Source organism: Rhodococcus sp. IEGM 1318, assembly GCF_033142465.1.
Taxonomy (GTDB): domain Bacteria; phylum Actinomycetota; class Actinomycetes; order Mycobacteriales; family Mycobacteriaceae; genus Rhodococcus_F; species Rhodococcus_F qingshengii_B.
In genome coordinates this window covers 185672-205432 of record NZ_JAWLSC010000005.1, presented here as the reverse complement: position 1 = coordinate 205432, position 19761 = coordinate 185672, and the positions used below count along the sequence as shown (strand labels likewise).

Here is a 19761-nt window from a genome sequence, read left to right as displayed (position 1 = left end):
ATACGTACACACCGGGGCATCGCCATGCCCCGGTGTGTAAGGCGTGTGCGGTCAGAGCATCGTCGAGATATGGTCCGGTAGCGCGATACCGGAGTCGAGATCCTCGGACGGGATCGGTTCACCGAAGTGCGTAGCTGCGGGAACTACTCCAGCCCAAATGGTTTCGACACCGATGTCGGCGGCATCATCACCGGGACCGCCGGTGCGAGCCTTGACGGAAGCCTCGTACAACGGCAGTGCAAGAACGACGGTTGCCGCCATTTCCTTGCGCGTGTGATCCCGCAAGTGTTGAGAACGTCCGGGGACCACCTGGTCGACGATCAGATCCAAAGCCTTCACTCGCTCGTCGTTGTCGGTCACGACTCGAGGTGATCCGACAATGACGCCGCTGCGGTAGTTCATCGAGTGATGGAATCCCGATCGAGCCAGCACGAGTCCGTCGAGGATCGTGATGGTGATGCAGATTTCGCTGTCGGGAGCCAAGCTCCGTGAAGCCACTGAACCGTGAACATAGATAGACCCGTCACGGTCAGGGCCGTCGAGGTCGAATCCGTAGGCGGTGGGAAACACCATGGGAACTCCGCCGACGGTCACGCCCATGTGGCACAGCTTCGCGGACTGCAAGACGTCGACGAGTGCCGCGCGTTCTGCGATGCCGTGGTGGCGGGCGCGCTTGTGCGTCGTGCGTGCTGTCGGGGACAGCGGAACAGGTGCAGTGGGGGCAGGAGCAGGGGCAGCAAAGACAACGGAATCTGTCATGCAAACAATGCTGCTGGCAAAGTGGCTTCAAGTCATGGTCCAATCAAGGGAGACTTCGATAGGCCACTTTTGATTGGCCACTTTAGAAAGGCTCTGAATGTTTCTTCCTTCGGCGGTAGCCGTGGTCCTCGATCGGACAGATCGGCGGGCGCTCCCCGTCCAGGTCGCCGACCACCTCAGAGCCGACATTCGCAGTGGCCAGGCTGCGGTGGGTCTGCGGTTACCCAGCTCCCGGAAACTGGCGGCGGAACTCGCGGTCGCGCGGGGCGTCGTGGAACGGGCGTATGAGCAGTTGATCGCAGAGGGTTGGCTGGTCGCTGTGCACGGCTCGGGCACCTTCGTTGCCGAGGCGCCCTCCCCTGTGGTCACTCCCACGACTACGACCGCGAAGCCCGCCGAGAAGATGTCGCCCAGGGTGCAGCTCCGGCCGGGCGTGCCGTGGACGCCGCCGCGTGCATCGGCAGCGTGGCGGCGGGCGTGGCGTGACGTCGGGGCCAAACCGCCACCATTCGAGGATTCCGATCCTGCGGGCGACTACGAATTGCGTTCGGCACTATCGGAATTGCTGGCAAGGGCTCGCGGAATGTCGGTTGAACCCGAGAGAATCCTGATCGCCTCGGGTGCCACCCACGGCCTCGGACTGGCGTTGTCGGCGCTGCGTACCAGTGGCGCAGTGCTGGCGATGGAAGACCCCGGGTACCGGTATGCGTCCTCGGCTGCAACAGCGTGTGGATGGTCGCTGCTGGACGTACCGGTTGACGCGCACGGTCTCCGTGTAGACCAACTCGAATCGGCGCCGGAGAATGTTCGCGGCGTGTATGTGACACCGTCCCATCAGTATCCGACGGGTGGGTTGCTTCCAGTAGGTCGGCGCAACCAGTTGATCGAGTTCGCACGCGCCCGCGACGTCGTCCTGTTCGAGGACGATTACGACTCCGAATTCCGTTACGACGTAGCGCCTTTGCCTGCGCTTGCGCAGTTGGCTCCTGACCGGGTGGTGTATCTCGGAACGGTTGCCAAGACGCTCGGTGCCGGAATTCGATTGGGCTGGTTGGTCGCTCCCCTCGACCTGGCTGACCGCATAGCAGTACACCGCAAACGAATCGGCGACTTCCCGTCGGTTCCGCTGCAGCAAGCACTCCTGTCCCTGCTCCGTGACGGCGAATGGGATCGGGCGGTACGTACCGCCCGGCGCCGGTACCGCGAGCGCGATCGGGCGGTCGAGGAAGCACTGTCATCGTTCGGTGAACTGCGCGGACTCGGCGCCGGCATGCACACGACGCTCATGCTCGACGCGGATCTGGCAGCCACTGTCGCTCGCGAGGCACTCCAGCACGGCGTCGAAGTGCCCACCCTGGTCGAGTCCACCCGAACGCACGGAGACCCCGGAGGATTGGTGATCGGCTACGGGCGAGTGGATTCCGCAGACCTCGAATATGCGCTCGAGGTGGTAACCGAGTGCCTCGCACGTCACAGCGCGTGAAGTCTCGATGATCGGGAGTGCGGCAACGGATGGGTGTCGTCGAGTTCTAGCGTCCACTCGTGACGATCCGAAGCCAGACCTTTCCGCACCTGCTCGCACCAGGCACCATCGGCCCGATGACCGTGCCCAATCGCGTCGTTCTCCCTGCCATGGACATGAACCTGTGCGAAGACGGGGAAATCGAAAAGGGCGACATCGACCACTTCGTGGCGCGCGCGGCCGGTGGAACGGGTCTGATCATCACCGGTTGCTGCGCTGTCGCGTACCCGCTTGGCTGCACGAGCCGCAAGGAACCGGGGCTCTCGGAAGACCGGTTCATCCCCGGACTCAAAGCGCTGGCCGACGCGGTGCACGACGCAGGCAGCAAGCTCTGTGTGCAGATGACACACCACGGCAAGGTGGCGCGCATCGATACCCTCGACGGCCGACCGCAGTTGGTCCCGTCCACGCCGAAGCCGCCGGGTGACATGAGTGCGATGGCCGATTGCACACCCGAAGAACTGGGCAAGATGGCCGCCATCAACGAGGGCAAGAGAGCGACCTACCACGAGGCCACCAAGGAAGATCTTGATTGGCTGGTCCTCATGTTCGCCGAGGCTGCCGGACGGGTGAAGGCGGCGGGCGGCGACGCCGTCGAGATTCACTGTGCCCACAACTACGTCCTCGGAGCGTTCCTGAGTCGGTATACGAATCAGCGCAGCGACGAGTACGGAGGTTCGATGGAGAACCGTGCTCGCCTGGCTTGCGAGGTTATTCGGGCGGTCAAGGAGGAGGTCGGCGGTTCGCTTGCCGTCATCGTGCGTCTGGCCGGTCAAGAGTATGGGGAAACCGACGGGCTGACGGTCGACGAGGCTGCTGCGGCCGCGAAGATGTTCGAAGAGGCCGGCGCCGACGCCATCCATGTCACCGGTACCGCACTGAATGCTTTTGCCAACTTCACGGACGGCCCCCTGCCCGACAAGGTCGGCTACTACACCGACAATGCAACGCGAATCAAGCAGGCGATCTCGATTCCCGTGATCACCGTCGGACGTATGCTCCCCGAGGTCGGCGAGAAGATGATCGCGGAAGGTCGCACGGACTTCGCCGCAATGGGCCGTCAGCTGCTGGCAGATCCACAGTTGGTGAACAAACTCAAAGACGGTGCACCCGAGCGTGTTCGGCCTTGCATCAATTGCTACGTCTGCGTGCAGGAGAACTTCTGGGACGCGACCCCGCTGTGCGCTGTCAATCCCGCCCTGGGCAACGAGGCGCTGCTCCCCTTCGTTCGCACCAGCACTGCGAAGCACGTCGTTGTGGTCGGCGCGGGCCCCGGCGGTCTCGAGACGGCCCGCGTGGCAGCTGAACGCGGGCACCGAGTCACGTTGTTGGACAAGTCCGATCGCCTCGGCGGCACCCTGTGGTTCTCGAGCCTCACTACCCCGGACAACGGGCGTCTGCTCAGCTGGTTGAAAGTGGAAATCAAGCGTCTCGGTGTCGATGTTCGACTGAAGACCGAAGCCTCGGTCGCCTCGATCCGGGCACTGAATCCCGACGCCGTAGTCGTGGCTACGGGTGCAGTCCGCGAGCGGCCGAGTGTTCCGGGCGGCGATCTCCCGCACGTACATACCGGTGACTCGTTGCGCGCCTTGCTGACCGGCGCCGGCGACGTCTCACAGGTACCGCCGTTTCTGCGGACGATGGCCAAGTTGGGCAAGCTGTCCGGTATCACCAAGAGTCCCGCGGCGATCCGAGCTGTGACTCGCAAGTTCCTGCCCATGGGCAAGGACGTGGTGGTGATCGGTGGTTCGCTTGTCGGACTCGAGCTTGCGGAGTTCCTGGCCGAGCGCGGTCGAAATGTGACGCTGATCGAAGAAGGTCAGCAGTTGGGCATTCCGATGGCGATGCCGCGCCGCTGGACGGCTGTGCGCCACGCCAAGCATGTCGGTGTGAACATTCACCGCAATTCAACGGTGCAGCGAATCACCAAGGAACACGTCGAATTCCGTTCCGGTGACAAGACACTGACAGCTTCGGCCGACATGGTTGTCGTCGCGTCGGGTGTGTCGGCGCAGGCGCCACTGGCCGACGCTCTGATCGGCGTCGTCTCCGACGTGCATGTGGTTGGTGACGCGGTGAACGTCGACTACATCGAAGGTGCGATGCACACGGCGTGGAAAGTTGCGATGGACTTGTAGTTCAGTTTCAGGTAGCGCTCTGTGCCGCAACGATGTCCGGCCACCATCGGGCCGCGACATCAGGATGCGCGCGTAGTCGACTCTTGAGGGCGTTCGCCCCGTAGGAATCGTGGATCGGGTTGTTCGCGTCCACGGTGACGCCGGTGGCGCGCGCCGCTAACTCGGACGGTAGGTCGAACTCCGGGATCTGTGCCGCATAGTTCGGGTTGAAGAAGAACGGCACCGAGATACGTTCACCGTCACCCTCGGGTGAAATTACCCGGTGCACAGTCGCTTTCAAGTATCCGCCGGTTGCCACCTCGAGCAGTTCGCCGATGTTGACCACCAGTGCCCCGTCGATCGGCGGTGCGTCGATCCAGTCGCCGTCGTGCTCGACCTGCAGACCGCCCTTGCCTGGTTCGACATAGAGCAGTGTCAGGACGCCCGCGTCCTTATGCCCGCCGACGCCCTGGGAGCCGGCACCTTCCGGGCGTCCGGGGTAACGCACCACTTTGATGAGGATCGACGGATCGTGAGCGAACGCGTCGTCGAAGATGTTTGCGTCCTGCCCTAGCGCGACCGCCCATTCGCGCAAGAGGCTCAATGCGATCGAGGTGAGCGTGTCGTTCCACTCGCTGATGACGTCGCGGAGTTCGGGAAGGGCGTCGGGCCACTGGTTGGGCCCCTGCAGGATCTCCCAGGCCGGTGAGGAGTCGGTGCGCTCGGCAGCGGGCTGTTCGGTGCCGATGTCGATTTGCTCGCGCCAGTCCTGCTTGCCTTCGGTCAGTTCGCCGCCGAGCCTGGTGTATCCACGGAAGTGCGGGCTGCGGACGTTCTCGATCGCGAGCTTCTCGGCAGTCGGTAGCGCGAAGAATTCGCGGGCGACGTCGAGGAGGCGCCGCTGCAGGTCGTCGGGAATTCCGTGGCCGACGAGATAGAAGAATCCGACCTCGTGGGTGGCCTCGCGGAGCTGAGTGCGGAACTGCTCGGCGGTGTCGGGGTTCTGCGCCAGCGACAGATCGAGCACTGGCAGCGACGTAATCGACATGGGGTCCTCGATCCGTGTGATGGTTCTGATGTCCATCATTCCACGCTGATCGGCACACGGACCCGCGCGGCGATTCGGCAGCCGCAGGCGTGATTACCCGCGCGGATGCGGAAACACCCTGCGGATAAAAGAATCGGGGCCTTGCGCCACTGGCGCAAGACCCCGAATCAGTGTGAGTCTAACTACGCTTCGTCAGCGCCGATGATGAACGCTTCGAGCTCGGTGCGAGCCTTGTCGTCGGCCATCTGGACCGGCGGGGACTTCATCAGGTAAGCGGAAGCCGGGTAGACCGGTCCGCCGATGCCGCGGTCCAGTGCGATCTTGGCTGCACGGACTGCATCGATGATGATGCCTGCAGAGTTGGGCGAATCCCAGACCTCGAGCTTGTACTCCAGGTTCAGGGGAGCGTCACCGAAGGCGCGACCTTCGAGGCGGACGTATGCCCACTTGCGGTCGTCGAGCCACTCCACGTAGTCCGAGGGACCGATGTGGACGTTGCGGTCGTGAACCTTGCCGGCGAGTGCACCGGTCAGGTTGGACGTCACGGCCTGGGTCTTGGAAACCTTCTTGGACTCCAGGCGATCACGCTCGAGCATGTTCTTGAAGTCCATGTTTCCACCGACGTTGAGCTGGTAGGTGCGGTCCAGCACGACGCCGCGGTCTTCGAACAGCTTCGCCATCACGCGGTGGGTGATGGTGGCGCCGACCTGGCTCTTGATGTCGTCACCGACGATCGGGACGCCGGCGTCCTTGAACTTGGCAGCCCACTCCGGGTCGGAAGCGATGAAGACGGGCAGGGCGTTGACAAATGCAACGCCTGCGTCGATCGCGCACTGTGCGTAGAACTTGTCAGCGTCGTCGGAACCGACGGGCAGGTAGGAAACGAGGACGTCGACCTTGGCGTCCTTGAGTGCCTTGACGACGTCGACGGGCTCGGCGTCGGACAGCTCGATGGTCTCGGCGTAGTACTTGCCGATGCCGTCGAGGGTCGGGCCGCGCAGCACCGGGATGTCCAGCGGCGGGACGTCGGCGATCTTGATGGTGTTGTTCTCGCTCGCGAGGATGGCCTCGGAGAGGTCGAAGCCGACCTTCTTGGCGTCGACGTCGAAAGCGGCGACAAACTGCACATCGCGGACGTGGTACTTACCGAACTTGACGTGCATGAGGCCGGGGACCGTCTGGGTCTCGTCGGCATCCTTGTAGTAGTGGACGCCCTGAACCAGGGACGAGGCGCAGTTACCCACGCCCACAATGGCTACGCGCACCGCGGTGCTGTTCTCACCCATGGTCGGGTTCTCCTTCTTTCCGGGATGTTCCTGTTGTCGATTGCTCGGCTGCGATCAATTCGTTGAGCCAACGCACTTCGCGCTCACTCGATTCGAGTCCGAGCTGGTGGAGCTGACGGGTATAGCGGTCCAGCGATCCGCTGGCCCGACCGACGGCCTCGCGGAGCCCCTCGCGGCGCTCCTCGACCTGGCGTCGCCTGCCTTCGAGGATCCGCATCCGCGCTACTGCGGGGGTGCGACTGAAGAAGGCGAGGTGAACGCCGAAACCGTCGTCGGTGTAGTTCTGCGGTCCCGTGTCGGCGACCAGTTCGGTGAACCGTTGCCGCCCTTCCGGGGTGAGCTCGTAAACGCGCCGCGCCCGACGCTTGAGAGCGCCGGTGGCAGTGTCGACGTTTTCCGAGATCAATCCGTCGGCTTGCATGCGCCGCAGTGCCGGGTACAGCGATCCGTACGAGAACGCGCGGAATGCGCCGAGCAGACCAGTGAGCCGCTTGCGCAGCTCGTATCCGTGCATCGGTGACTCGAGGAGCAGCCCGAGGATTGCGAGTTCGAGCAACTGACAAACCTCCCGAGTCGTTGAACCTAACCGCTTGATGCGATAACCAACTATATCGCGCCGATATATAAAACCACACTGCGGCCCGATACGTGTACCAAGGTGTCACGGCTAGATCAGGGGGTGAACGCGTAGACGCTCAACGGCTCGCCCGACAGTGTGGTCTCCAGGTGGCCGGAGTCGTCGGCCTCGTTTCTCACGTACATGGAGACAGTCGGCTCATTGGCTCGGCCGATGGTGGGGTATTCGAAACGGATCTGGTCGACCACTCCGCCCGGAACTCGGAGCGTTTCCGGTGCGCCGGCGATCAGCCGCGCCAGAATCTCGAGATCGACCGTCGACAGGTCGATTGTTCGTGTCCCGGTTTTTCGGGGTGAAGGTGTCGACCAGGATTTGAAGTCACCATCGTAGATGTATCTGACGTAGTTGCCGGGCTGATCATGGGCCACTCGTTCTACGGTTGCGTTTTCGGTACTGAGCGAGACGGTGTCGGCGATGGTGTCGCCGAATTCGGCCCGGTAATCGTCGATGAACTGCGCCACGCCGTGGCCGGTCATCAGATTGGGGATCGGTGCGTCGGTCCCGAGCGGTGACGTGTCCGGGTTGGTGGCCGAACCGATCAGCGCCCCGACGACACCGGCGACAAGTACGACGGACGCAGCAGCTTTCACCGATTTCGGTGGCGCAGGCAGGCGGGGCCGGACCACCTCGGTGTCGAGATATCGAGAGGGGATCTGAAGGTCATTCACGAGAACCTGAAGGTCATGAATTGTTTTGGCGGACATTGCTTTTGATGTTCGAGACTCGTATTCTACGGCATGTAACTGCCCGTCTGTGAGGGCGTTGTCCAGCACCCCGCAGGTATCGGCTCGGTCGGAATCTCGTGCACGTTTGGACGGGGAGGGACTCGACGGCATGATCTGATTCCTAGTCGGTGAAGGCGTAGACGCGGACGAGTTCGCCAGCGGAGGTGGTATTGACGAATCCGCCTTCGCCGAAGCTGTTTTTCGCCGAAATATCCAGCAGAGGTTCTTCTCCGGCAGTGTACGAAATGTAGTAGACCTGGGCGTCGGGCACATTGACGTGCCGCTGGATCGCCTCGATGTTTCGTCGTACGGCTTCGAGATCAATCGCGTCGAGATCGACTGTCGCAGTGTCGATCTTACGGCTTTCCGGATCGCCATCCGCAGTGAAGCCGCCGCGAAAGGAGTACTTGATCTTCCGGTTGGGTTGACCGGGAACAGCGAGGGAGAAATAGGCTGCGCTGTTGTTGAAGGTGATCTCGTCGACGACGGTGGAGCCGAACTTTTCCCGCAACCGGTCACGTAAGAGGGCGATCCCTTCCGCGCTCGCCATGAAGGGTGTGGGTATGACCAAGGGCTCCGGGTTCGGGACAGCGGCAGGCGCAACTGCGGACGGCGGCGTCACGGGATCTCGGTGCGTGAGCGAATAGGCCCCGACGCCGACGACTAGCGCTGCCGCCACCGTTGCCGCTGCGAACCACGGCACCGGTCGTTTTGGTGGGCGACGTCGATCGGACGGCGGATTCGCTGCGCCCTGCAAGTCGGCGACGATGGCGGCCAGTTCGTCGAGGGTGCGCGCTTTCGCCACTGCCTGCGCGGCGGCGCGATGCTCGGCGGCGTTCAACTGTCCGTCCCCGAACGCCGCATCAACGACGGCCGCGGTTGTCTCCCTGTCCCGGTTTGCGGCGCGGGTGTTCGGCGGATATTTCTGGGCCATGCCGAGAATCCTAAATTCAAGGCCTGTGCGTCAGAACACCCTGCCGTCGAAGGTCATCTTGCGCACGCCCGTGTACGCCCCGGTGTCGTCGACGACGTAGATGCTTATCACCGGCGCACCCGAATCGGCCAAGGTGATGTGGTCCACGCGGGTACCGGCCAGCGCGGCGGGGGACTGTGCGATCACCGATACCAAGGCGTCGCGGTTCACGTAGGTGAGGTCCATGTCCGTGTTGCCGGCCACCGACGCGGGTTCGTCGGACGGAGTGAGAGTGCCGCGGAAATCGAAGTTCCGGAAGTTCCCTGATCCGTCGACGCGGCCGACCACCGCTCGATCGGGGTAAAAGGTGGCAACCCGCACCGGCTCGGAACCGTACGTCGTCACGAACGACGCGAAGACGTCGTCGATGCCGGTGGGAGTAAACGGAGAATCGGCAGGCTCGGTGCTTGCTGTGAACCGTTCGACCACGTCGGCCGGTGGCTCGAGCGGACCGCGTTGGGCTGCAGCCAGTGCAATCGCGCCCGCCACCGCCGCAGCGGCCAGCGAAACGTAGAGCACTTTTCGTCGAAAGGTCACGTGGGGAGATTTCACGTGTGCACGAGGTGCAGGTTCCTGTAGATCGCCGATCAACGACGCCAACTCGACCACCGTCGTGGCAGTTCGCGCTTGCTCGGTGCGATCGAAGTATTCGGCGGCGCCCAGCTGTCCCTCGGCGTAAGCGGCGTCGAGTCTGGCGCAGGCGTCGATACGATCCGTATCGCGTGCGCGGGTGGCCGGCGTCTTGGAAGAACTCACAGGTTCCAATGATAATTGCTGGTCGCTATGCCCCCAGCCCCCGAAATGTGTTCATCGTGACCCTCCCGAACCGTCCGTCGCAGCGCCGACGCACGTACGCTGGTCAGGTGCGGATACAGCGGCAAGTTGTGGACTACGCGCTCGCGCGTCGGTCTGTGCTGGCCGAAGTGTCTGCGGGTAGGACCGACGTCAAGCAAGTGTGTGACGCCGATCCGTACCTACTCAGAGCCGCGAAGTTCCACGGCCGGGGCAGCGACGTCGTCTGCCCCATCTGCCGCAAGGAACAGTTGACGCTCGTGTCCTGGGTGTTCGGCGACAAGCTCGGCCAAGTTTCGGGATCCGCCCGAACCTCGGACGAGCTCGCTCGGCTTGCGGAAACAGCAGAGGAGTTCACGGTGCACGTTGTAGAGGTGTGCCGTACCTGCAGTTGGAACCACTTGGTGCAGTCCTATGTGCTCGGCGCAGTACCTGCGCCGCCGCGACCGCGGCGAGCACGCCCACCAAGCCGGCGCACCGCCAGCGAGTAACGCCACACCCGAAGAAGGGCCCGATCGAAGTCTGCACGTGATCGGTCCGTGACCACTGGAGATTTGATTCGTGAGTTCCCCCAGCAACAACAACCCGGGCGGCAACAACCCGGGTGGCCGTCCCGTCGGTCCCAACCGTCCCGCCGGACCTCCTCAGGGTCGTCCGCCGCAGGGACGTCCCATGGGTCCGCCGCCCCAGGGACGTCCTCCGATGGGTCCGCCCCCTCAGGGGCGTCCGCCGCAAGGCCGTCCGATGGGGCCCCCGCCCCAGGGGCGCCCGCCACAGGGTCGACCTTCCGGCCCGCCTCCTCATGGCCGTCCTGCCGGACCCCCGCCGCAGGGTCGTCCGCCGCAAGGCCGACCTTCCGGCCCACCGCCACAAGATCGCCCTGCCCGCGCTCAGGCGAACGAACCGACCCAGCGCGTCGCGGCAGCAGCAGCGACCACCCGTACCAACGCGGGCACCCGCCCGCCGGTCGGACCTCCGCCGACGAAGCCGCCGACTGGTGGCTCCGGTGGGGGTGGCAATGACGGACAACCCCCGAAGGGAAGAAAGAGCACCGTGAAGAAGTCCAAGTGGCGCACAGTTCGCCGCTCGGCCTACGTCTTGGTGGCGCTCGGTCTTGTTCTGCCCGTCCTTGCCTTCATGGCGGCGTACATCGTGCAGGACGTCCCCAAGCCCGGTGACCTCAAGACCAATCAGGTGGCGACGGTCTTCGCCGCCGACGGCACCACGGTGATCAGTACTGTCGTCCCGCCGGACGGCAACCGCGTCGAGGTTTCGCTCGATCAGGTACCGCTTCACGTTCGGAACGCCGTTCTGGCCGCAGAGGACCGCGATTTCTACTCGAACCCGGGCTTCTCGATCTCCGGTTTCGCACGCGCAGCCCGAGACAACGTCCTCGGTCGCGACAGTGCCGGTGGTGGCTCGACCATCACGCAGCAGTACGTGAAGAAGGCGCTCGTCGGCTCGGAGCGTTCGCTGACGCGAAAGATGAAAGAGCTTGTCATCGCCTCGAAGATGGCAAATGAATGGTCCAAGGACGACATCCTCGCCGCGTATCTGAACACCATCTACTTCGGTCGCGGTGCCTACGGCATCGGCGCAGCGTCCAAGGCGTACTTCGGTAAGCCCGTCGACCAGCTGACCATCGAGGAAGGCGCCGTCCTGGCGTCGTCGATTCAGCTTCCGTCGCTCCTCGATCCCGAGACCAACCCGACCGGCGCGAAGTCTCGTTGGGACTACGTGCTCGACGGCATGGTGTCCGCAGGCACGCTGGATCAGGCTGCGCGCACGCCGATGCAGTACCCCGCCTACATCCCGCTCGCCCAGGTCGACAACAGCAGCCAAGGCTCGACCGGACCCGAAGGCCTGATCAAGCGTCAGGTGCTGAAGGAGATCGGCGACGCCGGAATCAGCGAGCAGTTGCTCAACACTGAGGGCTTGCAGATCACCACGACCATCGACCCGCAGGCTCAGGCCGCAGCGGTCGAGGCAGCCCGTTCCAACATGCAAGGCGAGCCGGAGAACCTGCGCACCGCAGTCGTCTCGGTCGACCCGAAGACCGGGGCGGTCAAGGCGTACTACGGCGGTGAGGACGGCGCGGGATTCGACTTCGCGAATGCCGGACTTCAGACCGGTTCTTCGTTCAAGGTGTTCGGCCTCGCAGCCGCCCTGGATCAGGGAATTCCGCTCTCGCAGATGTACGACAGCTCGCCGCTGACCGTCAACGGCATCTCCATCGGCAACGTCGAAGGTGAAAGCTGCGGCACCTGCACCATCGCCGAAGCCCTCAAGCGTTCACTGAACACCAGCTTCTACCGCCAGATGCTCAGCCTCGACGGCAACGGCCCGCAGGAAATCGCGGACATCGCTCACAAGGCAGGCATTCCGAAGGACATCCCGGGCGTCGGCCCGTCTCTCACCGAGGCTGACGGTTCCGGTCCCAACAACGGCATCGTGCTCGGCCAGTACCAGGCCCGCGTGCTCGACATGGCGTCGTCGTACGCGACGCTCGCCGCGTCCGGTACTTATCACGCACCGCACTTCGTGCAGAAGGTCGTCGCGGCCGACGGCACCGTGTTGCTGGACCGCGGCGCACCCGCGGGAGAGGATCGCATCGACGCTGCCGTGGCGGACAACGTGACGGCAGCGATGCAGCCGATCGCGGCGTACTCGCGCGGTCACAACCTGGCCGGCGGACGTCTGTCGGCGTCGAAGACAGGTACCGCGCAGCTCGGTGACACCGGAGCCAACAAGGACGCGTGGATGGTCGGCTACACGCCGTCACTCTCGACCGCGGTCTGGGTCGGAACTCCCGACGGTGAAGCGATCACCAACTCGGGTGGCGCGATGATCTACGGCTCGGGTCTGCCTTCGGACATCTGGAAGGACACGATGGACGGCGCCCTCGACGGCACTGACAACGAGAAGTTCCCGACGCCGGGCAAGATCAACGGCCAGGCCGGTGGTGTTCCGGAGTACACGGCACCCGCACCGCCCAAGACGTCGGCGCCGCCGACCACCGCACCGACGACGACGGAAACCACTCCGCCGCCCGTGGTGACGACGACGCAGGTCGAGGTTCTGCCGGGCATCACGATTCCGATCCCGGGAATCTCCAGGCCGACGACGACCACGCCGCAGGTACCAGGGGCAGGCGAGACCACCGAGGAAGAACCGGCAGGTGTGAGCCCCGGCCAGTAGTTGGAGGGTGGTCGGTTCGAAAGACGGTAACCTCGCGGAGTGGCCGCGAATGCTGATGATGCCGAACCGACCTCCCCCGCTCCGCTGGCCGAAGATCGTCGTTCGGCGGATTGGCGGGACGTTCCCAGTCGCAACGACGCGATGGTGTCTGCGCTGTCGGGAACCGTCGGCGGTCCGGTAGGTCGTCACGCACTGATCGGGCGCACTCGCTTCTTCACACCGATGCGAGTGATCCTTCTGCTCGCCGTGGTGTTCTTGGCTTTCGGCTGGTTCGCCAAGGCGGGCTGTATTCAGCAGGCGCCGGTCGGCGAGAGCGGGCAGGTCGGCCTCGATTGGAGTGGCAGCCGTCAGTACGTGGCGATGTGTTACTCCGACACCGTTCCGCTGTACGGAGCCGAGCGCCTCGATCAGGGAGCTTTTCCGTACAAGACGTCGTGGGAAGAAGTACGCGGCGACGGTTCGATCCAGATGCGGTACATGGAGTATCCGGTCATCTCGGGGCTCTATCAGTACGGCGCAATGAAAGTCGCCAAGGCGTGGGATTCGATCACCTGGCTGCCGGGCGCGATTCAGGTGGCGCTCTATTTCAACGTCGTGGCGTTCGGGTTGGCGTTGGCGTGGCTGGTCACCGTGTGGGCGAGCACCCTGCTGGCCGGACGACGAGTGTGGGACGGCGCTCTCATCGCGTGTTCCCCGTTGGTGATCGTGCACGTGTTCACGAACTTCGATCCTCTGGCGACGGCGTTCGCGGCGGGTGGGTTGTTGGCATGGGCACGCAAGCGGCCCGTGCTCGCGGGAATCCTGCTCGGCCTGGGCGGCGCCGCGAAGCTCTACCCGCTGCTCCTACTGGGACCGCTCTTGGTCCTGTGTCTGCGCGCGGGCAAGACGAGGGACTGGCTGGTGACCGCTCTCAGCGCGGTCGCGGCATGGCTTGCGGTGAACCTGCCCATTGCCGCGCTGTACCCCCATGGTTGGTACGAGTTCTTCCGGCTCAACTCCGAACGCGGGGCCGATCCGGATTCGCTCTACAACGTGATCGCGTCGTTCACGTCGTGGAAGGGCCTCGACGGTCCTCTCGCGCAAGGTGAGTCGCCGTCGAATCTCAACGCCGTCTCTCTGCTGTTGTTCGTGGCCGTCTGCATCGGTGTCGGATACGTCGCCCTGACGGCGCAGCGTCGTCCGCGCGTTGCGCAGCTGTGCTTCCTGCTCGTGGCAGGCTTCCTGCTCACCAACAAGGTGTGGAGCCCGCAGTATTCGCTGTGGCTGGTGCCGCTGGCCGTGTTGGCCTTGCCGCATCGCAGACTCCTGCTCGCGTGGATGACCATCGACGCCCTGGTCTGGGTTCCACGAATGATGTATTACCTCGGGGTGTCCAACAAGGGTCTGCCCGAGCAGTGGTTCACCGGAACCGTCGTGATCCGGGACATCGCAGTGCTGGTTCTGTGCGCGCTGGTGGTGCGGCAGATCTACCGGCCGTCGGGGGATCTCGTGCGGTACGGGTTCATCGACGATCCGGCGGGCGGCGTTCTCGATCAGGCACCGGACAACCAACCTGCCTGGCTACCAGGTTGGTTGAAGCCGTCCAAGGCGAAGGAACCGGATCCCGTCACGGTTTGACGTCACCGCCTGTTCCCTACCAGGATCCGTGCGCCGGCTGACGCGGGTCAGTTCATCCAGAACTCGACCGCCGCTTCCCTGCTCAACTCGCCTCCGCTACCGGAGATGACCAATCCGGCGGAGGTGAGCTTGTATGTCACGTCCTTGTTGGTGACGGTGAATCCGTTGCCGGTGGGGGTTGGATCGTCGAGTTCGATGGTGGCGCCGTCGCTCAGCCGTTGACCCTTGTAGTAGTAACGGCCAACTCCGGTCTCACAGATGACGATTCGGGATCCAGTCGTGACGGCAATGGCGACGGCAGGATTGCTGGAGTTGCAACTGGGACCGCCGGAGATGAAGCCCTGACGGTCGGTGCCGGAGACGGTAGGCGCCGGACCGATCGAGGTTGTGACGCGTGGGGGTGTCGTCGTTCTCGGCGCTGTGGTGGGTGCACTCGGTGCCCGAGTCGTGGTCGTGGAGTACGAGTACGGCGTCGTGTAGGTGAAACTCCGCGAACTCGCCTCGTTCGCGGCGTTGCCGAAAGCGGCCGCGAGCAGCCCGAAGAACGCGATCCACACCACCACGGCCAGGATGCCCAGTGCGGTGAAGATGTAGCCGATGATCAGTCCGGCAAGAGCGAGTCCGTCACCTTCTTCGCCGGTCCGCTTGATCTGGCCGCGTGCGATGTGCCCGAAGACGATCCCCAACGGCGCGATGAGGAAGGCGAAGACGAGAGCGAGTACCGCGAGCGTGTTCGTCGGCCGCCTGCCGTACGGATCAGGCTGCCCGTACGGAGCCGGTTGCCAATTCTGATTGCCCTGGTACCCGTACCCACCCTGATCGCTCATGAGGTGAATCTTGGCATGGACTTCGTCGAAGAGTGCAGGTGATGGCTAGTTTCGGGTACGTGTCTCCAGCTGAGGTGCGATGGTCGGCCAGTCGTCGTCGGTCATCGCGAACAGTGCCGTTGTGCGCCAACTGCCGTCGACGCGTCGTCGGTGCTTGCGCAGCAGGCCCTCGAACTGAGCGCCGAGCTTTGTGATCGCTGCCCTGGACTGTTCGTTGAACTCGTCCGTATGCCACTCGACGCGTACGGCTTCGAGCTGGTCGAAGGCGTGACGAAGCAGGAGCAGCTTCGATTCGGGATTGATCCCGGTTCCCTGAACCGATCGCGACAACCACGTGTATCCGATTGCAAGACTGCGGTTTACCGGGTCGATCTGGTACATGGACGTAGTGCCGACCACGGCGTTCGTCGCGATGTTCACCTGCGCGAAGGCGATCCGATTCGGGTCGTCGACGGCTGCAGAGATGTACTTCTCTGCCTGTTCCCGATCGGTGATCGGCGCCGCGGTCCAACGAAAGATCGCCGGGTCGTCAGCAGCTGCGAGCAGAGCGTCGGTGTGCGCGGCGCCCAGGGGTTCGAGTTGGACACGATCACCGGTCAGCGTCGGTGATTCGAACCACGATGCAGTCATCAGGCGTGCTCCCGTGAGTGAGTCGGAAGGTTGTTGTCGGAGTTGACAATCCGATCGGTTCCACCGGCAAGCGGATACCGCAACGGGACTCGCAGGAACAGGAAGAAGAACACGGCGAGCAGGATGACGTGGCCCCACACACTCGCCTGGACGACGGCTTCGTACTTGCTCGGATCGAGATTCATGTCCAGTTGGTAGAAGTACCGGAAGACGCCGATGCCCAACGCTGCATCGACGATCAGATAGGCGACGATCCAGAACCACCGGATCTTGAACAGTACGAGGAAGGGCAGGATCCACAGTGTGTACTGCGGTGAATTGACCTTGTGCAGCAACACGAATCCGCACAGCATCGCGGCACTGACTGCAATCCACGGAAAGTAGCCGTCGCGGACGTAGCGACGCCAACCCAGATACATCGCGAGCGCGAACGACAACAGGATCATCACCGGGGACAGGATGCTCACCAGCGCGTCGTAGTCGGCGTTGAGTTCGCGAACTCCGAAACCGTAGAACGGGCGCAAACCCCAGAACCACACGGAGTTTGTGGTGATGTCCGCGCTTCGCTTCTCTTGGAAGCTGAACGACGCGCGCCAGCCTTCGTACGAGATGAGGGCGAACGGCAGGTTGACCAGGACCACGGTGCCGATCGCCGCGCCCGCCGTCATCAGCGCCCCACGAACGTCGTAGCGCTTGCTTTCAGTTCCGTGCAGGAGCACGTAGGCCATGAGCGGCAGCACGAACATTCCCGGGTACAGCTTCAAGCAGAAGCCGATCGCCAGGATGACGGCCGCCAGAATCGCGCGAGCTCGCAGCGGGATCCGCTCGAACGTCATCAGGAAGATCGCGCCGACGCTGGTAGCCACCACCGGGAGCTCCCAGTTGTGGAATGCGTACAACACCAGCGGCGGTGTTGCCGACCACACGAGCGCGTACGCGCCGCTCATCTTGCCGAGCATCCACGCGGTGAGCAGTCCGAAAGGAGCCAGGATCAGTGCCGAGTGCAGAAGGAAATCAGTGTCGGTGTGTGAGCCGATTCCGCCCAGCCACATCAGAATCCCGCTGAGCACCGGGTACTCGACGGTTCCGCCGGTCAGGAACCCTTCGGGGGTTATCCCGCCGGTGACGAAGGGGAACAGATGCTGATCGATACCTCGTCCTAGCCACAGCAACTGAATGTCGGAGTAGCAGACGTCGATGTTCTTGTTGACGTCGAAGTTCAGGCTTCGCCCGTCGGGAGCGAACGGTGCGCCGCCGCATCTGGCCTTGTTGAAATAGCCCAGCGCCATCGTCAGGCCGCACAATCCGACGACCAACGCCAGGATCGACGCCGGGGTCTTGCGGTCTGTTCGCATGATTCTCACCCTAGGGGGCGGAGTGGCTTGCGGGGCGACGCGTCTGCGCCACGCGTCGCGTATCGACCCGATGATCCTCCCTGAGGGGCGGGACGATTTCCCTGGTCAAGGCCCCTCGTGTAACCTACGAGGGTTGCTGACGCAACGACCCTCCTGCCACGGATAGTCCGTGGCCGTTTTCACTTAGTCCACAGGAGGTGATGAGGTCTTATGCGTCATTACGAATTGATGGTCATCCTTGACCCCAGCCTGGACGAGCGCACTGTCGCTCCTTCACTGGATACGTTCCTCAATGTTGTGCGCCAGCACGGCGGCACGATCGACAAGGTCGATGTCTGGGGTAAGCGTCGTCTCGCCTACGAGATCCTGAAGCATGCTGAAGGTATCTACGCGGTGATCGACATCAACGCCACTCCCGCCACCGTCGCTGAGCTCGATCGTCAGCTCGGTCTGAACGAGTCGGTTCTGCGCACGAAGGTTCTGCGCCACAACAAGTAATTACTGTCGGTAGCGAGCTCTACTCTCGCGCCCAACGGTTTTACATCAATGCAGGAGGAACCACATGGCTGGCGACACCATCATCACCGTCATCGGAAACCTGACGGCTGATCCTGAACTTCGTTTCACCCCGGCGGGTGCCGCGGTTGCAAACTTCACGGTTGCTTCCACGCCCCGCACCTTCGACCGTAATTCCAATGAATGGAAAGACGGCGATGCGCTGTTCATGCGCTGCAATATCTGGCGCGAAGCAGCCGAGAACGTCGCGGAGAGCTTGACCCGTGGCTCACGAGTAATCGTGAGCGGCCGGCTCAAGCAGCGTTCGTACGAAACTCGCGAGGGCGAAAAGCGAACTGTCGTCGAGCTCGAAGTCGATGAAATCGGTCCTTCACTGAAGTACGCCACGGCAAAGGTCAACAAGGCCAACCGTGGCGGCGGCGGTGGAGGCGGCAACTTCGGCGGTTCCTCCGGCGGATCGGGTGGCGGACGTCCGAGCGCTGCACCTTCGGGTGGAGACGATCCTTGGGGCAGTGCGCCTCAGGCTTCGGGCTCCTTCGGTGGTGCGGGCAGCGACGAACCGCCCTTCTGATCCGTACCTGATCAGGAACATCCAGAAAAGAGCAAAGACATGCCGAAGCCGCCCTTGCGCGACAAGGTTATGAAGAAGAAGGTCTGCACCTTCTGTAAAGAGAAGAACACGCAGATCAACTACAAGGACACGACGTTGCTGCGTAAGTACGTCAGCGATCGCGGAAAGATCCGTGCTCGCCGTGTCACCGGCAATTGCGTCCAGCACCAGCGCGACGTTGCCATTGCCGTCAAGAACTCACGTGAGGTAGCACTGCTGCCTTACGCCACCGTGGCTCGCTAAGGAAAGGGAGGAAAGAACATGAAGCTCATCCTCACCGCTGACGTGGACAACCTCGGTGCGCCTGGCGACACCGTGGAGGTCAAGGACGGCTACGGCCGTAACTACCTGCTCCCCCGCGGACTGGCAATCGTCGCCACTCGTGGCGCCGAGAAGCAGGTCGAGGGCATCCGTCGTGCACAGGAAGCGCGCGCTGTGCGCGGCCTGGATCACGCCAAGGAGCTCAAGGCAGCTATCGAGGGCCTCGAGTCCGTAACACTGACGGTCAAGACCGCCGGTGGCTCGGGCAAGCTCTTCGGTTCGGTTACCGTCGCTGACGTCGCTGCTGCGATCAAGGCTGCCGGTGGACCGGTTGTCGACAAGCGCTCCATCGTGTTGCCGAAGGCTCACATCAAGAACACGGGCAAGCACGCCGTGGTCGTGAACCTGCACCCCGATGTGGTTGCCAAGTTCAACCTGAACGTCGTCGGCGCATAGTCGACTGTTCGTCTCGTCGGGCCCCGCACACTTCGGTGTGTGGGGCCCGACGTTTTGTTTCGGGGTGCGGTGTGCCGCCTGGCAGCGTCCCGAATCGGACCTGGGGATAACTCTCACACTGTGATGTTCGACTTGGTGATCAGTGACGAATCGGGCGAGGCAACACGCCCGACACGCCGACGCGCCGACTGTGGAAAAACTATTTTCATCAACAGGCCTGTGAAATTGTGGATAGCCATCTACCTGGTCTTTTATAGTTACTTGGCAAAGTAGTCCCCAAATGCTCCACAGGCGGTGCACACCGTGGGGCGGGAGTTTCCACAAAGCATCCACAGGTTTATCCACAGTCCGGTTTGTATGCGGACCTACTAGTCCCTAACGTCATCTCGGCGTCTATCTACAGTCCGGCCGAATGCGGCTAGGGGATGTCGG

At 63.2% G+C, this 19761-nt stretch carries 19 protein-coding genes; 9 read left to right on the top strand and 10 right to left on the bottom strand.

What is annotated here, in order from left to right:
* Positions 1 to 51 precede the first annotated feature (51 nt).
* Positions 52 to 759, bottom strand: a complete 708-nt coding sequence (locus R4P65_RS14225) for a pyridoxamine 5'-phosphate oxidase family protein (protein WP_317826990.1) — start codon at positions 757 to 759, stop codon at positions 52 to 54.
* Between the two features lie 97 nt (positions 760 to 856).
* Here R4P65_RS14225 and R4P65_RS14220 point away from each other — a divergent pair, with 97 nt between their 5' ends.
* Together R4P65_RS14220 and R4P65_RS14215 are read left to right on the top strand one after the other, a co-directional pair.
* A complete protein-coding gene (locus R4P65_RS14220; protein ID WP_317826989.1) occupies positions 857 to 2242 on the top strand; it encodes a PLP-dependent aminotransferase family protein in 1386 nt (461 codons plus the stop codon).
* A gap of 59 nt (positions 2243 to 2301) precedes the next feature.
* Positions 2302 to 4419 carry an FAD-dependent oxidoreductase gene (locus tag R4P65_RS14215; RefSeq protein ID WP_317826988.1) on the top strand — a complete coding sequence of 706 codons (2118 nt, stop codon included), beginning with the start codon at positions 2302 to 2304 and terminating at the stop codon, positions 4417 to 4419.
* Between the two features lie 7 nt (positions 4420 to 4426).
* On the opposite strand, the gene R4P65_RS14210 is transcribed toward R4P65_RS14215, so the two are convergent.
* The 6 genes from R4P65_RS14210 to R4P65_RS14185 form a co-directional block, all read right to left on the bottom strand.
* A complete protein-coding gene (locus R4P65_RS14210) occupies positions 4427 to 5485 on the bottom strand; it encodes an isopenicillin N synthase family dioxygenase (protein ID WP_317826987.1) in 1059 nt (352 codons plus the stop codon).
* Between the two features lie 143 nt (positions 5486 to 5628).
* The gene (locus R4P65_RS14205) at positions 5629 to 6732 is read right to left on the bottom strand and encodes an inositol-3-phosphate synthase (protein ID WP_230815793.1); all 1104 of its coding nucleotides are present in this window, start codon (positions 6730 to 6732) and stop codon (positions 5629 to 5631) included.
* On the bottom strand, positions 6725 to 7288 hold the full coding sequence (locus tag R4P65_RS14200) for a PadR family transcriptional regulator (protein WP_230815794.1): 564 nt from the start codon (positions 7286 to 7288) through the stop codon (positions 6725 to 6727). Before R4P65_RS14200 ends, R4P65_RS14205 begins: the two co-directional genes overlap by 8 nt.
* Positions 7289 to 7404: 116 nt before the next feature.
* Positions 7405 to 8205 (bottom strand): DUF1707 domain-containing protein, encoded by an 801-nt coding sequence (locus R4P65_RS14195; protein WP_317826985.1) that lies wholly within the window; start codon positions 8203 to 8205, stop codon positions 7405 to 7407.
* Between the two features lie 10 nt (positions 8206 to 8215).
* Positions 8216 to 9028, bottom strand: a complete 813-nt coding sequence (locus R4P65_RS14190) for a DUF1707 domain-containing protein (RefSeq protein WP_317826984.1) — start codon at positions 9026 to 9028, stop codon at positions 8216 to 8218.
* Between the two features lie 30 nt (positions 9029 to 9058).
* On the bottom strand, positions 9059 to 9823 hold the full coding sequence (locus R4P65_RS14185) for a DUF1707 domain-containing protein (protein WP_317826983.1): 765 nt from the start codon (positions 9821 to 9823) through the stop codon (positions 9059 to 9061).
* 107 nt (positions 9824 to 9930) lie between these two features.
* Here R4P65_RS14185 and R4P65_RS14180 point away from each other — a divergent pair, with 107 nt between their 5' ends.
* From R4P65_RS14180 to R4P65_RS14170, 3 genes are all read left to right on the top strand, one after another.
* A complete protein-coding gene (locus R4P65_RS14180; protein WP_042448217.1) occupies positions 9931 to 10350 on the top strand; it encodes a DUF5318 family protein in 420 nt (139 codons plus the stop codon).
* 562 nt (positions 10351 to 10912) lie between these two features.
* Positions 10913 to 13057, top strand: a complete 2145-nt coding sequence (locus R4P65_RS14175) for a transglycosylase domain-containing protein (protein WP_317826982.1) — start codon at positions 10913 to 10915, stop codon at positions 13055 to 13057.
* Between the two features lie 39 nt (positions 13058 to 13096).
* Positions 13097 to 14674 (top strand): glycosyltransferase family 87 protein, encoded by a 1578-nt coding sequence (locus tag R4P65_RS14170; protein ID WP_317826981.1) that lies wholly within the window; start codon positions 13097 to 13099, stop codon positions 14672 to 14674.
* 47 nt (positions 14675 to 14721) lie between these two features.
* On the opposite strand, the gene R4P65_RS14165 is transcribed toward R4P65_RS14170, so the two are convergent.
* The 3 genes from R4P65_RS14165 to R4P65_RS14155 are packed head-to-tail and all read right to left on the bottom strand — an operon-like array spanning position 14722 to position 17486.
* Positions 14722 to 15501: a DUF4190 domain-containing protein gene (locus R4P65_RS14165; protein WP_317826980.1), complete on the bottom strand. Its 780-nt coding sequence runs from the start codon at positions 15499 to 15501 to the stop codon at positions 14722 to 14724.
* A gap of 45 nt (positions 15502 to 15546) precedes the next feature.
* Positions 15547 to 16131, bottom strand: coding sequence for a GNAT family protein (locus R4P65_RS14160; protein ID WP_317826979.1), 585 nt, complete (start codon positions 16129 to 16131; stop codon positions 15547 to 15549).
* Complete coding sequence (locus tag R4P65_RS14155; protein WP_317826978.1) at positions 16131 to 17486, bottom strand: hypothetical protein; 1356 nt, start codon at positions 17484 to 17486, stop codon at positions 16131 to 16133. Before R4P65_RS14155 ends, R4P65_RS14160 begins: the two co-directional genes overlap by 1 nt.
* Before the next feature lie 210 nt (positions 17487 to 17696).
* Between R4P65_RS14155 and rpsF the strand changes: the two genes are divergently transcribed.
* The 4 genes from rpsF (at position 17697) to rplI (ending at position 19329) form a co-directional block, all read left to right on the top strand.
* On the top strand, positions 17697 to 17984 hold the full coding sequence (gene rpsF / locus R4P65_RS14150) for a 30S ribosomal protein S6 (protein ID WP_003941237.1): 288 nt from the start codon (positions 17697 to 17699) through the stop codon (positions 17982 to 17984).
* 64 nt (positions 17985 to 18048) lie between these two features.
* On the top strand, positions 18049 to 18573 hold the full coding sequence (locus R4P65_RS14145) for a single-stranded DNA-binding protein (protein ID WP_003941248.1): 525 nt from the start codon (positions 18049 to 18051) through the stop codon (positions 18571 to 18573).
* A gap of 39 nt (positions 18574 to 18612) precedes the next feature.
* Positions 18613 to 18855, top strand: coding sequence for a 30S ribosomal protein S18 (gene rpsR / locus R4P65_RS14140; protein WP_003941245.1), 243 nt, complete (start codon positions 18613 to 18615; stop codon positions 18853 to 18855).
* A gap of 18 nt (positions 18856 to 18873) precedes the next feature.
* Positions 18874 to 19329, top strand: coding sequence for a 50S ribosomal protein L9 (gene rplI / locus R4P65_RS14135; RefSeq protein WP_007735531.1), 456 nt, complete (start codon positions 18874 to 18876; stop codon positions 19327 to 19329).
* The last annotated feature ends 432 nt before the right edge of the window (positions 19330 to 19761 follow it).